We start from the raw sequence: 13,076 nt of genomic DNA on the forward strand, positions 1-13,076 counted from the left end.
CGCCGGACCCAATAGCAGGACATTCGAGCATATGCGCAACCTTTCCATCGGCGCCGGCCTCGTCTTTCGCCAATTTCTGTTCCTCGCGCTGCTGCTCGTGATGGGGGCCGGCGCCTATTTCGGCACCATCAACGTCCGCGACCTGACGGCCGCCGCGGCGGCCACGACGGATCACGCCCAGATGGCGTCGCTCGCCCGCGCCGCCCATGACGCGGCGAGCAACCTCTCGATTGAGCTTTTCGTCGGCACGCTGGTGGCGGGCTTTCTGGTCGTCGGCGTCTCGGTGCCGACCATGCACCAGACCATCGCCACTCCGATCAAAACCATCGCCCGCCATATGACCGACCTCGCCGCCGGCGACACGACCATCGACGTAAAGGACACGACCCGCGCCGACGAGATCGGCGACATTTCGCGCGCCCTCGTCGTTCTGCGCGACGCCGTGCGGGCGAATAACGAAATGGCCGCCGAAATCAAGGCCCGCGACGACCGTGAAGAGCGCCTGCGCCGCGAGGCCGCGATCCGCGACAAGGTCGAGCACTATTCGGTCGAACTTTCGGCCACCACCGCCAAACTCGGCGAAATGACCAAGCGCATGGCCGCTTCTTCGGAGGAAATGATCGTGCAGGAACGCCGCGCCCGGGCCGACAGCGACTTCGCCCGCACCGCCTCCGTCCAGGCCGCCGCCGACGTCGCTTCCGTCGCCACCGCCTCGGAACAGCTCCTCGCCGCCATCGGCGAGATCAGCAAACAGGCCGTCGAATCGACCGCCGTCGTCCGGCAGGCGGTGGTCGAGACCAATGGCTCCTCGGCCGAAATGCTGCGTCTCTCGGCGGCCGCCAACCGCGTCGGCGACGTGGTGAACCTCATCTCCCGCATCGCCGCCCAGACCAATCTGCTGGCGCTGAACGCCACGATCGAGGCCGCCCGCGCCGGCGAAGCGGGCCGCGGTTTCGCCGTCGTCGCGCAGGAGGTGAAGAGCCTCGCCACCCAGACCGGAAAGGCGACGCAGGACATCGCCGACCAGATCGCCGAAATCCAGGCGGCCACCGACATATCCGTCGCCTCGATCGACAAGATCAAGGCGAAGATCGCCGAAGTCGAGCACATCTCCGCGATCATCACCAACGCCGTTCACGAACAGGACGTCGCCACGAAGGAAATCGCCCGCAGCGTCCGCTCCGCCGCGACGAGCGCCGGCGCCATGTCCGCCCATGCCGATCAGGCGGCGAACGCCATGGCTCAGACCGGCGCGGGCGTCGAATCGATGGTGAGCATGGCCCGCGAGATCGACGTCATGGCGCGGCGGATGCACGCCCATACGGACGAATTGGCGACGAGCCTCGCGAGCTGAGGGGTTTATAAGCGCCCCGGCCTCTCATGAGAATGAAGGCATAACCCGTGAAGCGCGCGCCAGCGCCTCTCCCCGCCCTGCGGGGAGAGGCGCGCATGCGGGCCTATCGACACGACTCATCCTCGCCTCAATACCGCCCCCAGCGCTGCGCCATCCCGCCATATCCGCCGCCGCCCATATTGCCGCCCATGCTCCCGCCCCAGGGCCGCTGCGGATAGCGCGCCCCGCCATAGGAGCCGCCCCATCCGCCGCCGGGAAAATGCGGGCGGAAAAGGCCGCCGCCAAAAATGATCGGCGGCCGCACGGGGAAGCGCTGCGCCGGATAGACCGGCGTATAATCCTCCGCGTCCTCATAGACCGGCGGATGCGGGCGGCGGGGCCAGCGCGGGCGCACGGGTTCGGCGACGACGCGCGGCGGGGGCGGCGCTGGCCTTGCGATCTCCGTGCGCGGCGGCTCGACATGCGCGGCGCGGACCTTGCGCGGCGGCGCTTCGCTCTCACGCGGCGGCTCGACACGGACCGTCCGGCGCGGCGGCTCGGGATCCTGTAAAGCCGCCCGTCTCGGCGCCACGACCGGGGGCGGGCTCGGCGGCGGTTCGGCGGCGCCGTGGCGGCGCTTCCGGATCGGAGCCGGAGCCGGACGGCACTCCTCGTCGAACGTCCAGTCGCGCGCGCCGACCGCGCGCGTCTCCACGAACCCCGCATCGGTGACGGAAATCGTCGTGCACGGCTTGTCGAGCGTGCGGCACGCGCCGCCATTCGGCAGGCAGACGTCGATCACGCCTTCATAGAGCACGGCGTCGGTGCGCAAATCGTTCGAGCGCACCGCGAAGGACGTGCCGCGCACGCCGATCGTCGTGCGGTTGGTGCGCACTTCATAAGGTTTGTGCGCGCCCGTCGCGCTGATCAGGCGCAACGCGCCCTTCGTCACATTGAAAGCGACCGCCGGCGCGCCGCCGGAATTCCCCGCATAAACGAAATTGTCGAGCCGCACCTGCGATTGCGGCCCCATCTGCAATGTCGCGCGGTCGTCGAAGATGAATTTGCCTTGCGACTCCTGCCCGGTCGTGAGCAGCTCGTTGAAATAGACGGCGTCCCCGGCCTTGAGGCGCATATTGCGCTCCGCCGTCAGGCCTTCCACCACCTTCTCGATCAGCGTCGCGCTGCCGATATTGGCGTTCGCGGGCGTCTGCTCCGCCTTGGCGGGCGCGCAAAGCGCCAGCAGCGCGGAGAAGGAAAGGGTAAGATTGCGCATTGTCGCCGTCCCATCTTCATGTCACGGCGCCCGGGCGAAATTGCGCGGGCTCTAACCGGCATCTCACCACGTCCGGGGACGCCCTTCCGTGCGCGGGCGCACATCACGTCAACGGCTGGCGTAGCGGGCGGCGACGCGCGGCGCGCCGGCAATCGAGATGCTCGCGCCCTCGCGCTCGACCATCTGGTAGAGCTGCGCCGCATGCGCCGGCGAAAGCCGCACGCAGCCATGCGAAGCGGGCCGGCCCAGCGCGCCGGTGGCGTAGGTGCCGTGAATGGCGTAGCCGCCGCGAAAGAAGATCGAATAGGGCATGGGCGAGTTGTGGTATTTCTTCGAGTAATGCATGCGCTCCATGCCCGTCGGCGCGAAATGGCCGCGCGGCGTCGAGAACCCGGCGCGCGCCGTCGAGACCGGCCAATTATAGGAGCCTTCCGCCGAGGCGACGCGCATGGTCTGCGTCGTCAGATCGACGTCGATGACGACTTCCGCCCGCGCGCTCGCGGCGCCGAAAGCCGCCATGGCGACGGCGCCGGCGAAAATCATGCGAGACAGGCGCCGAAACAGGCGCGCATTTGAAACGATAAACATTGTTCCCTCCCCGACGACGGCTCTTTGAACCGAACGACGCCAGATTAGAGGGCGCGACAGACCGCTTCTGTGCGACGGCGCAAACAGCGGGCGCAGGGTTAAGAAAATCGAAACAATTTTATGGATCGGCGTCGATCACCGCTCGGCGACGGCCTCGACGTCGAGGCTTTCGAGAATGTCGGCGGGCTGCTTGGCGAGCGCGTCCAGCGCGCCGACGCCTTTTTGAGACGACAAGCGCACGGAAAGACGGGTCGGCTTCAGGACATAGGCCGACACGGCCTCGCCGATCCTGCGCGCCTTCTCGCCGCCGCCGAGCAAAACGGCGACCGCCGTCCCGGCGGATTTGGCGTAATCGGCCCGAAGCTTGTCGAGCGGCTTCTTCGCCTGTTTGGCTTCGAGCGCGAGAACGCGGTCGACGAGGTCGCCGCCCTCCACCGTCAAAGCGACCGACCTTAAGGAGGATGCGAGCGCCGCCGCCTTGGAGACGACGGGCATGGCGGAAAAAACCGCGCCCGATACGTCGCCGAAGGTCACGTTCATCGACAGCGCGCCCATGTCCTTGCCCACGACCCGCAGCGGCGCGAAGACGGCTTCCTGCGTTTTCTCGCGCCATTCGCCGGCAAGCGCGGCGGAGAGATCGAGGTTGCGGTAGCCGAGCGCGAGAAATTGCGCGGTGGAGGGCGTCTCGCCGCGTGAGGCGATGTCGATCGACAGATCGTCCATGCGCGCGGAGAATTTTGTCGGCGCGATTTCGCGCAGATCCGAGAAATCGGCTTCGGCGCCGGCGAGGCCGAACTTCATGCGGGACGTCTCGCTCGCGCGAATGTCCGGCAGGTCGCCCGACAGTCCCTTGGCCTCGATATGGCCGATGAGCGGAATCGGGTTGTCGAAGAAGGACGCCAGCCGCGCGTCGCGCAGGGCGAAGCGCGCGAGCGACAGCCGGCCGCCGTCGGACGACTGGAGCGAAAAGTCCTCGAACGCGAAATCGCCGATCGTTCCGTTCGCGATGCGGCCGGCTGAAAGACGGCCCAGCTTCGCGGCGTAAGGCTTGTCCGCCGGCTCGCCCTTGCCGTTGGCGACGATGTCGCGAATCTCGATGGAAGCGACGTCGAGCGAGGAAACGGCGTCGATCAGATCCTTGAGCAAAGCCGGATCGGCCGCCGATTTGTCAGGCTCGTATTTCTCGAGCCGCTCCATGATCTCGGATGGACGCGACGCCAGCGCGCGTCCCTTCACGCCCTTCAGGGTGATGCGGCCGGTCTTCACCGTGACCCGCTCGTCCTTCTCCTGCAGCGTCACGGATTCGACGCTCTCTTCGTCGATCGCCGGCTTCAGCGCCTCCTGCGGATCGAGCCGCACGCCGAGCGACATATGGACGAGCTGGCGCAGATCGACGCCCTTCGCGGCGCTCGGGCCGAGGGCGATGCGCTCGGAGCCGCCGTCGGCCTTGTCGAGCGTCTGCTCCGCGCCCGCCGTCCGCAGCGTCGCAATGCGCCCGGCGCGAATATCCTCGGCTCTGACGTCCCGGTAGGACATGCGCGCCGTCTCGCCGCCGGCGACGCTCTCCGCCGTCATCGCCGGAATGACGAGGCTCTTCGCGGACAGGCGGGCGAGGCGGCCGTCCGCCGCTTTCTCGTCGCCCTTGAGGAGATCGCCGAACTCCGCCGCCGTCAGCGTCGCGCCCGTCAGCTCCATATGCGGGATGCGATAGGTCGTTCCGCCGAGCGCCAGCGTGACATTGTCGAGAACGAGATTGCCCTCGGCCGCCTCCAGCGCGGCGAAAGGCGCGAGAAGCGCGGCGCCGGCGGCGAGAAGCATGAAAGGGGCGCGTCTGTTGACGGTTTGTCGCATCGTCGGATGTTTCTCGCATAACGGGACTTCCGGCGAGCTTGCACGCCGGGGCGCTGCGGGTAAAGACCCGGGTCGTTTCGCCGCAGAGCGATCGGGTGAAGGACTTCCTCATCCTGAGGAGCCGCCGCAGGCGGCGTCTCGAAGGACGAGGAAGTCCGCTCGAGACGTGTTTTCCTCTCCTTCGTCCTTCGAGACGGCCTCTTTGAGGCCTCCTCAGGATGAAGGAGAGGAAAACGATCCTTCCCCCGATCGCCCTGCGTTTCGCCGCGCCGATGGCGGCCCTTCGGTCGGGCGTGCTAGAGAGGCCTCATGCGACGATTACTTCTTTTGCGCCACGGCAAGGCGGACAGACATTCGGCTGGCGGAGATCGCGAGCGCCCGCTCACGCGGCGGGGCGAGGAGGATGCGCGACGAATCGGCGACTATCTGCGCGAGGCGCAAATGACGCCCGAGCTCGCGGTGGCCTCCAACGCCCGTCGCGCCAGGCAGACGCTCGAGCGCACGCTCGAAGCCTTTCCCGGCCATGTGACCCATCTCATCGAAAACACGATCTATCTCGCGACGCGCGAGCATCTCGTCGACGTTCTGCGCCAGACGCCGGACAAGGTGCAGACGCTGCTCGCTGTGGGCCATAATCCCGGCTTCGCGGAGCTCGCCGAATGGCTCGCGGGCGACGGCGAGCCGGAAGCGCTCACTCATATGAGATCGAGTTTTCCGACAGCCGCGCTTGCGATTTTGGATTTTGACACGGAACATTGGGCCGAAGTCCGGAAAGGCGCGGCGCGGCTCGATCGATTCGTGACGCCGGGTGCGCTCCGCGGCGACGTCGCGGACGATCCGGACTGACGCGCAGGAATTGCGCGCCATTCTGATCGCGACCAAACGGGACCGCCTCGGCGCATGCTGCTCGAAACGCTCTTCGCCTTTCTGACCGCCGCGGCGCCCGCCAAGCCGCCTGCCATCGCCGTCGCGCCCGCGGCGCTCGTCTGGCGCACGCCGGCGCCCGCTTATGCGCCAGAAAAGCGCGCCGTCGACAATTGGCGGCTGGAAAGCGCCCTCTGGCTCGACATGAGTCCGACGGCGGCGCTTCGGCGCGCGCTCGACGCCGACGACGGCGATCCGGTGCGCTGCGTGAAACTCAACAATTACTGGTGCGTGAAGCGCGCCGGCTGGACCGGCGAGATCGCCGCCGACGCCGACGGCCATGTCGCCTTCGCCTCCGCCGAGGAAGGCGCCGCCGTCGCGGCGCTGCTGCTGCGGCGCTATTACGTCGATTACAAGCGCCGGACAGCGCGGGCGATCGTCGAGCGCTGGGCGCCGGCGCAATGCTCGCCCATGATGACGCGCCCGACGCCCGGCCCGCCCGCCTCTCGCGAAGGCCTGGCGCGCATGATGCCGCAGCGCGTCGTGCCGATGGGCATCGCGCCGCGCGGCCTTCAGAATACGCTGCGCGCGCGCTGGCTCGCGGCGCATGGCCGCGGCGGCGTCGGCCCCGCGCCGTTGCGCAGCGCCCATTCGGAGACGATCGACATGATGGCGACGCCGTCGATCATGACGGGCGTGGCCGAGGCGCGGCCGAGACGCGCCGAAAAGCTGGCGAAGCCGCGTCCGGTGGAGACCGATATCGACGCGATCGCCGCGCTGCCGCCGCCGGCGCCGTCACCCCCGCTCAGCGGCGTCGTCGACTGCTCGGGCGAACTCGCTCGCATCGCCAATTACGCCGCCCATCTCGCGGAGGGGATCGCGACGACGCCGAACGAGGATCTTGCGCTTTTCGACGTCTCCGGCCAGCCGACGGGCAATCTCGCCAAAGCGCTCGCCAATATGGCCGCCGTGGAGATCGGCCCCGCGCGCCCGCGCATGGGGCTCGTGACGGCGGCGGTCGCGCAATTGCGGCGTCTGCTGCAGGACCCGGCCGCCGCCGCGACGGCCTCGGCGCCGGAGGCGGAGGCCGAAGCGGAAAAACGAGACGTCACCAGCCCCAGTGATAGCCGCCCTGCCCGCGCGGACTGAACTGGCCGTGGCCGCCGCCCCAATGTCCGCCATGCGGCCCGCCGACATGACTTCGATTATTTCCGATCCAGGCGCCGCCGCCCCGCTTGTTGGCGTGATGATGATAGTGCTTGTTGTCGTTCTGGCCGTAATCCACGTCGAACGCGTTCCCCGCGACGACCGGCGAGGCTGCGAAAAGCGCAGCGGCGCCGAGAAAGAGCGCAAATCCCTTCATGCCAACCTCCGTCTTCACGGTCCCTGTTACGCGGCTTTCGAGGACTGGGAAAGGGCGCCGCCCGCCATCATTTGACCCGCGCCAGCCCGGCCCCTAAAAGCCTCGCATGTCCCATAATTCCTTCGGCCATCTCTTCCGCGTCACCACTTTTGGCGAGAGCCACGGCGTCGCTCTCGGCGCGATCGTCGACGGGTGCCCGCCGGGAATCGCGCTGACGGAAGCGGATATTCAAGGCTTTCTCGACAAGCGCAAGCCGGGCCAGTCGCGCTTCACCACCCAGCGCCGCGAGGCGGACGAAGTGAAGATTCTCTCGGGCGTCTTCACGCGCGCCGACGGCGTGCAGGTCACGACCGGAACGCCCATCGCGCTCATGATCGAGAACACGGACCAGCGCTCGAAGGATTATGGCGAGATCGCCAATAAATACCGGCCCGGCCACGCCGATTATGTCTATGACGCCAAATATGGCGTCCGCGACTATCGCGGCGGCGGGCGCTCCTCGGCGCGCGAGACGGCGGCGCGCGTCGCCGCCGGCGCAGTTGCGCGCAAGATCGTTCCGAACGTGACCATTCGCGGCGCGCTGGTGCAGATCGGCCCGCACAGGATCGACCGCTCGCGTTTCGATTGGACGGAGGTCGAGAAGAATCCGCTCTTCTGCCCCGACGCCGTCATGGCCGGGCAATGGGCGGATTATCTCGACGGCGTGCGCAAGGCCGGCTCCTCCATCGGCGCCGTCGTGGAGGTGGTCGCCGCAGGCGCGCCGGCCGGCTGGGGCGCGCCGCTTTACGGCAAGCTCGACGCCGACCTCGCGGCCGCGATGATGTCGATCAACGCCGTGAAAGGCGTCGAAATCGGCGACGGCTTCGCGGCGGCGGAGCTTTCGGGCGAAGAGAACGCCGACGAGATGCGCGCGGGTCCGAGCTTCCTGTCGAACCATGCCGGCGGCGTGCTCGGCGGCCTCTCGACCGGCCAGCCCATCGTGGCGCGCTTCGCGGTGAAGCCCACCTCCTCCATCCTCACGCCGCGCCGCACGATCGACCGCGACGGCAATGAAACCGAGATCGTCACCAAAGGCCGTCACGACCCCTGCGTCGGCATCCGCGCCGTGCCGGTCGGGGAAGCGATGATGGCCTGCGTGCTGGCGGACCACTTCCTGCGGCACCGTGGGCAGGTCGGCGGGTGACGGGAGCGTTCCCCTTACGAGTAGCCTGCGTCACCCGAATTGACGGGTTTTTGGAGGACGTTCATTCGCGGCCGTCATTGCGAGGAGGCGAAGCCGACGAAGCAATCCAGAGCCGTGATGAGGCTCTGGATTGCTTCGCCTTCGGCTCGCAATGACGGCGGCAAACGTGAGCAAAGATGCCTAAGGCAAACAAAGCGGCTCTTTGATCCGGAGAAAGGCGCCTCTCATCGCAACGCCGCCTCGGGCGTTGATCCGCCAAGATGAATGGCGAGAAGAATTGATGACCAAGATTATGAACACCTTACGCGAACTAAAAGTTTTGCAGGGCCCCTTTCTCCCTTTCAACATGGAAGACGTCCCGGACGACCCGAAGGATTTGTTTCTGCATTGGCTTGAAATCGCCATTGCACAGGGGGTTCCCGAGCCTCACGCGATGACGCTCTCCACCGCGGACGCGGACGGGTTTCCGGACGCTCGGGTGCTCATCCTGAAGAATTTGGACCATGCCGGCTTCCATTTCGCGATCAGCTCCGCAAGCCGCAAGGGTCGGCAACTCAGCGTCCGGCCGCAAGCGGCGCTGACCTTCTATTGGCAAAAGCTCGCGCGTCAGGTGCGCGTGCGCGGCCCCGTCGTCGATCTCGGCCCAAAGGTCGGCGGCGCCGATTTCGCAGCCCGTCCTGTCGGTTCACGTGCAGCAGCCATGCTTGGCCGCCAGAGCGAGGTTCTTTCCGAAGATGCGGAGCTCGACGCCGCGCTCGCCGAATCGTTGCGGCGCGTCGAAGCGGAGCCGGCCGCCGTCTCAGATCTATGGCGTGTTTATGCCGTACGTATCGACGAAATCGAGTTTTGGCAGGGAGCGGCGAGCCGAAGGCATGAGCGCCTCCGCTACCGGCGCGAAGGCGACGCTTTCCACCGCGAGCGGCTCTGGCCTTAACCCTTCCCCGTGCGGAAAGGTACGGACCAGATGTATCTCCTCCCTTGGAGCCTTTGCGATGAGCGCGCCGACGTCCCGCGAATTCGTCTGTAGCGAGCCCGGCGAGATCACCCGTCGCGCGGCGCTTGCCGGCACAGCAGCCCTCGTCGCCTTCGGCGCCCACGCAGCCGCGACGCCCGCGACGCTTTTCATATCCCACCCGGCAACGCTCGACCATGATCCCGGCCCCGGCTGGCCGGACAGTCCCGAGCGCCTGCGCGCCATATTTTCCGCATTGAGCGCGCCGCGTTTCGCGACGCTCGCCCGTAGCGAAGCGCCGGCCGCTTCGCGCGAGGCGTTGCTGCGCGTTCACTCACCGTCACATCTCGCGCGCATCGAGCAGGCGGCGCCGAAAGAGGGACGCAACCCTCTCGGCGCCGATGTCATCATGAGCGCCGGGACGTTGAAGGCCGCTTTGCGCGCGGCGGGCGGCGCGACGGCGGCGGTCGATGCGGTGATGCGCGGCGACGCTCGCAACGCCTTCGTCGCGTCGCGCCCGCCCGGCCATCATGCGCGCGAAGGCGGCGCCATGGGTTTCTGCTTTTTCAACAACGCCGCCATCGCCGCGCGACACGCCATCGCCGCGCATGGCGCCGAGCGCATCGCGATCGTCGATTTCGACGTGCATCACGGCAATGGCGTGCAGGAGATCTTCTGGAACGAGCAAAACACCCTTTATTGCTCGACGCATCAGGCGCCGCATTATCCCGGCACGGGAGCCGCCAGCGAGACGGGCGCGCATGACAACATCGTCAACGCGCCTCTGCGCAAGGGCGACGGCGGCGAGGCGTTTCGCGACGCACTGAAAGCCCGCATCCTTCCGCGCCTCGACGCTTTTGCGCCCAACATTCTCATCATCTGCGCCGGCTTCGACGCGCATCTCCACGATCCGCTCGGCGGCCTGCGTTTCGTCGAGGACGACTATCGGGACGTGACGCTGCGGCTGATGGAGATCGCCGCGCGGCGCTGTAAGGGACGGATCGTCTCGCTGCTCGAAGGCGGCTATCGGCCGGAGGATCTTGCGGCCTGCGTCGCCGCGCATGTCGGCGCGCTGGCGGATGCGTAAGAGCGCGGCCCATGTCTCGTCCCGCCATGCGCCTCACGCCCGTCTTTATTGTCGGCGCTTCATTCCATGGCGGCCCTATTTGCGATCGCTCTTCTCCACCACGCCGACGAGCGGCCCCATCGGGTGAAAACGGTCATGCCGCCCGACGGACGGCGCATAGAGCGCGGAGGCCGATCCGCCGTCGAGAAAAAGCGCGTCGGGGCATTTCAGCCTTTCGCGAAAAAGATGCGCGAATTGGTGAAAGGTCACGGGTTGGTTGGAAATGGCGAAGCGCGCGACGCGCCCCTCGCAGACGCCGACGCCGTTGCGGAATTTCTCCGAGGTTCCATTGTCGTGGATGCGCGGATTGATCCGCCCGCCGATCACGAGCATCGGACCGGATTGGGTGGCGAAAGCCGGATGCAGGCGCGACTTGAGAAAACGGCCGGTTTCCGTCACCCCGGCGCGCGCGCCGTCCACCCAGAAGACGCCATTGGGCTTCATATGGAAATTGCCCTCGCCGGAAGCGGCGTTAGCGCCATGACGCTCGTCTCCGCGCTCGACATAAAGGCCGATGGGCAGAGAATTCTCGTCATACATGCCGGCGTTCATGGCGAAGACGAGCGCCTCTCCCTTCGAGGCGAGGTCCTCGGCGAGACGGGAGAAGGCGCCGTAGACGCCGCCCTTCGAATCCTCGAGGAAAAGTCGGATGGCGGATTTGCGCGGGTCGAATTCGCAGACCGTATAGGCTGCGCCCGCCTCCTCGATGTCGGCGCAGGGCGCGGGGGACCCGGCTTCGGCGCTCCGCCAAACGAAGGAGGCGAATGTAAGCGTCGCCGCCATTAGCCATCTGTTAGCCATACGCATCTAGAGTCGTCTCCGCGCCGGAACGCCGCCCAAGCGGCGAGCGCTCGGCGGATCTGCTCCGGTTTTAAGCGGATCGCTTACAATTGTCAGGAAATGTCGCTTCGAATTGGAAACAAGTCGGACCTATTCGTTGCAAAGAATTTCTGGAAACGCCGCAGGAGGATGAGTTGCTCGGCTTCGAAATCTGGAAGAACGGCAAGAAGCTCTCGACGGCGGGCCTGACCGAGGGCGGCGCGATTTCGCTGATGCTCACCTGGGTCGGCAAGGGCGCCGGCGCTTCCTCACGGATCGCTGACGGCGTCGCGATCGACGGCCTGGATCTTCGCGTCGGCGGCATCGACGCGTCCGATCCGGCGAGCGAGCAGAGCGTCGAGTGGATCGAGGACACCGCCTTGCATCTCGGCGACGACATCCAGATCCGGCTCGTCTCGACGAATGAAATCGACGCCCCGATCCGCCGCGAGCCGACGAGCGTCGTTTCAGCGGCGGAGGCGGGTCTGCGCTTCGTCGCCTGCGCAACCTGCGGCGCGCCGCGTCTCCAATCGTCCTCCGCGCGGCCGGCGGAGTGAGGCCGATTTGAATCGGCGGGCCGGGGCCGCTAGATAGTTGCGCAAAAGCGCCGCCGAGGCGCGTCCCGGAGACCCGCTTGTCCCATTCCATTACAGAGGCCGTCGAGGCCATCGCCCGCGGCGAGATCGTCGTCGTCACCGATGATGACGACCGCGAGAATGAGGGCGACCTCGTCATTGCGGCGTCGCTCTGCACGCCCGAGAAAATGGCCTTCATCATCCGCAATTGCTGCGGAATCGTCTGCGCGCCGATCACGCTCGAGGAAGCCCGCCGCCTGCATCTCGCGCCCATGGTCGCCGAGAACGACGCGCCGCTCGGCACCGCCTTCACCGTCTCCGTCGACGCGCGCCACGGGCTCACCACCGGCATTTCCGCCGAACAGCGCTGCAATACCGTGCGGGCGCTGGCCAACGGCAATATGGGCGCGGCCGATTTCGTGCGGCCCGGCCATGTCTTCCCGCTCATCGCCAAGGATGGCGGCGTGCTGATGCGCTCCGGCCACACCGAGGCGGCGGTGGATCTGTGCAGGCTCGCCGGCCTGCCGCCGGTCGGCGTCATCTGCGAATTGGCGAATGACGACGGCACGGTGATGGCGGGGCCGCAGATCACGGCCTTCGCGGAAAAGCACAAACTCAAAATGGTCTCGGTCGCCGATCTCATCGCCTATCGTCAGGCGCGGGAGAAGCTTGTCGAGCGGGTCGCGACATTTCCGGTGCGCACGGAATTCGGCGAGTTCCAGGGGCACGCCTATGTCACTCCCTTCGACAGCGTGCAGCATTTCGCCTTCGTGCTCGGCGCCATTGGCGACGGCCGCGACGTGCCGACGCGGCTGCACCGCGCGGACATTCTCGCGGACGTGATGGGCGGCGCGCCGACGATCAAGAAGACGCTCAATCGCTTCGCCCGCGAGGGTCACGGCGTGCTCATCTATCTGCGCGACGGCGCGGCGGGCGTTCCCGCCAATGTCGTCGGCCGCGAGGAGCCGGAGAACGCCGAGGAAACCCGCAAGCGGCAATGGCTCGACGTGGGCCTCGGCGCGCAGATATTGAAGGATCTCGGCGTGTCCTCGATCCGGCTGCGCTCGTCTTCCGCCAAGCCGCGGGCGTTTGTGGGGCTGTCGGGGTTCGGGATCGAGATTACGGCGGTCGAAGGAGTCGAATAGA

13 protein-coding genes are annotated in these 13,076 nt (G+C 67.0%); 8 read left to right on the forward strand and 5 right to left on the reverse strand.

Features of this window, described 5'->3' with window-relative positions:
* Positions 1-31 precede the first annotated feature (31 nt).
* Positions 32-1,354, forward strand: a complete 1,323-nt coding sequence (locus MMG94_RS06345; protein ID WP_016917890.1) for a methyl-accepting chemotaxis protein — start codon at positions 32-34, stop codon at positions 1,352-1,354.
* A gap of 127 nt (positions 1,355-1,481) precedes the next feature.
* Here MMG94_RS06345 and MMG94_RS06350 read toward each other — a convergent pair whose 3' ends face one another.
* From MMG94_RS06350 to MMG94_RS06360, 3 genes are all read right to left on the reverse strand, one after another.
* Positions 1,482-2,609: a FecR family protein gene (locus tag MMG94_RS06350; RefSeq protein ID WP_016917891.1), complete on the reverse strand. Its 1,128-nt coding sequence runs from the start codon at positions 2,607-2,609 to the stop codon at positions 1,482-1,484.
* Between the two features lie 108 nt (positions 2,610-2,717).
* Complete coding sequence (locus MMG94_RS06355) at positions 2,718-3,197, reverse strand: L,D-transpeptidase (RefSeq protein ID WP_244415161.1); 480 nt, start codon at positions 3,195-3,197, stop codon at positions 2,718-2,720.
* A gap of 135 nt (positions 3,198-3,332) precedes the next feature.
* The gene (locus MMG94_RS06360) at positions 3,333-5,015 is read right to left on the reverse strand and encodes a hypothetical protein (protein ID WP_016917893.1); all 1,683 of its coding nucleotides are present in this window, start codon (positions 5,013-5,015) and stop codon (positions 3,333-3,335) included.
* A gap of 342 nt (positions 5,016-5,357) precedes the next feature.
* Between MMG94_RS06360 and MMG94_RS06365 the strand changes: the two genes are divergently transcribed.
* Both MMG94_RS06365 and MMG94_RS06370 read left to right on the forward strand, forming a co-directional pair.
* Positions 5,358-5,894, forward strand: coding sequence for a SixA phosphatase family protein (locus MMG94_RS06365; RefSeq protein ID WP_026015953.1), 537 nt, complete (start codon positions 5,358-5,360; stop codon positions 5,892-5,894).
* 54 nt (positions 5,895-5,948) lie between these two features.
* A complete protein-coding gene (locus tag MMG94_RS06370) occupies positions 5,949-7,061 on the forward strand; it encodes a hypothetical protein (RefSeq protein ID WP_016917895.1) in 1,113 nt (370 codons plus the stop codon).
* On the opposite strand, the gene MMG94_RS06375 is transcribed toward MMG94_RS06370, so the two are convergent.
* A complete protein-coding gene (locus tag MMG94_RS06375) occupies positions 7,021-7,275 on the reverse strand; it encodes a hypothetical protein (protein WP_016917896.1) in 255 nt (84 codons plus the stop codon). The genes MMG94_RS06370 and MMG94_RS06375 overlap by 41 nt on opposite strands.
* A gap of 106 nt (positions 7,276-7,381) precedes the next feature.
* On the opposite strand from MMG94_RS06375, the gene aroC reads away from it, so the two are divergent.
* The 3 genes from aroC (at position 7,382) to MMG94_RS06390 (ending at position 10,497) form a co-directional block, all read left to right on the forward strand.
* Positions 7,382-8,458: a chorismate synthase gene (gene aroC, locus MMG94_RS06380; protein ID WP_016917897.1), complete on the forward strand. Its 1,077-nt coding sequence runs from the start codon at positions 7,382-7,384 to the stop codon at positions 8,456-8,458.
* Between the two features lie 280 nt (positions 8,459-8,738).
* Positions 8,739-9,392, forward strand: coding sequence for a pyridoxine/pyridoxamine 5'-phosphate oxidase (locus MMG94_RS06385; protein ID WP_040578767.1), 654 nt, complete (start codon positions 8,739-8,741; stop codon positions 9,390-9,392).
* A gap of 58 nt (positions 9,393-9,450) precedes the next feature.
* Positions 9,451-10,497, forward strand: coding sequence for a histone deacetylase family protein (locus tag MMG94_RS06390; RefSeq protein WP_016917899.1), 1,047 nt, complete (start codon positions 9,451-9,453; stop codon positions 10,495-10,497).
* A 75-nt stretch (positions 10,498-10,572) separates the two neighbouring features.
* Here the strand turns inward: MMG94_RS06390 and MMG94_RS06395 are convergent, their stop codons facing one another.
* The gene (locus MMG94_RS06395) at positions 10,573-11,319 is read right to left on the reverse strand and encodes a phosphodiester glycosidase family protein (RefSeq protein WP_016917900.1); all 747 of its coding nucleotides are present in this window, start codon (positions 11,317-11,319) and stop codon (positions 10,573-10,575) included.
* A gap of 191 nt (positions 11,320-11,510) precedes the next feature.
* On the opposite strand from MMG94_RS06395, the gene MMG94_RS06400 reads away from it, so the two are divergent.
* Both MMG94_RS06400 and ribB read left to right on the forward strand, forming a co-directional pair.
* Entirely contained in the window at positions 11,511-11,912 is a 402-nt protein-coding gene (locus MMG94_RS06400) for a hypothetical protein (RefSeq protein ID WP_154419971.1), read from the forward strand.
* 77 nt (positions 11,913-11,989) lie between these two features.
* The gene (gene ribB, locus MMG94_RS06405) at positions 11,990-13,075 is read left to right on the forward strand and encodes a 3,4-dihydroxy-2-butanone-4-phosphate synthase (protein WP_016917902.1); all 1,086 of its coding nucleotides are present in this window, start codon (positions 11,990-11,992) and stop codon (positions 13,073-13,075) included.
* The last annotated feature ends 1 nt before the right edge of the window (position 13,076 follow it).

The organism is Methylocystis parvus OBBP, assembly GCF_027571405.1.
GTDB classification, from domain to species: Bacteria; Pseudomonadota; Alphaproteobacteria; order Rhizobiales; family Beijerinckiaceae; genus Methylocystis; species Methylocystis parva.

What these genes read in the sequence shown, in the direction of transcription:
- MMG94_RS06345 (WP_016917890.1), top strand. Translation starts at nt 32, where the DNA reads ATGCGCAACCTTTCCATCGGCGCCGGCCTCGTCTTTCGCCAATTTCTG.
- MMG94_RS06350 (WP_016917891.1), bottom strand. Translation starts at nt 2,609, where the DNA reads ATGCGCAATCTTACCCTTTCCTTCTCCGCGCTGCTGGCGCTTTGCGCG.
- MMG94_RS06355 (WP_244415161.1), bottom strand. Translation starts at nt 3,197, where the DNA reads ATGTTTATCGTTTCAAATGCGCGCCTGTTTCGGCGCCTGTCTCGCATG.
- MMG94_RS06360 (WP_016917893.1), bottom strand. Translation starts at nt 5,015, where the DNA reads ATGCTTCTCGCCGCCGGCGCCGCGCTTCTCGCGCCTTTCGCCGCGCTG.
- MMG94_RS06365 (WP_026015953.1), top strand. Translation starts at nt 5,358, where the DNA reads ATGCGACGATTACTTCTTTTGCGCCACGGCAAGGCGGACAGACATTCG.
- MMG94_RS06370 (WP_016917895.1), top strand. Translation starts at nt 5,949, where the DNA reads ATGCTGCTCGAAACGCTCTTCGCCTTTCTGACCGCCGCGGCGCCCGCC.
- MMG94_RS06375 (WP_016917896.1), bottom strand. Translation starts at nt 7,275, where the DNA reads ATGAAGGGATTTGCGCTCTTTCTCGGCGCCGCTGCGCTTTTCGCAGCC.
- aroC (WP_016917897.1), top strand. Translation starts at nt 7,382, where the DNA reads ATGTCCCATAATTCCTTCGGCCATCTCTTCCGCGTCACCACTTTTGGC.
- MMG94_RS06385 (WP_040578767.1), top strand. Translation starts at nt 8,739, where the DNA reads ATGACCAAGATTATGAACACCTTACGCGAACTAAAAGTTTTGCAGGGC.
- MMG94_RS06390 (WP_016917899.1), top strand. Translation starts at nt 9,451, where the DNA reads ATGAGCGCGCCGACGTCCCGCGAATTCGTCTGTAGCGAGCCCGGCGAG.
- MMG94_RS06395 (WP_016917900.1), bottom strand. Translation starts at nt 11,319, where the DNA reads ATGGCGGCGACGCTTACATTCGCCTCCTTCGTTTGGCGGAGCGCCGAA.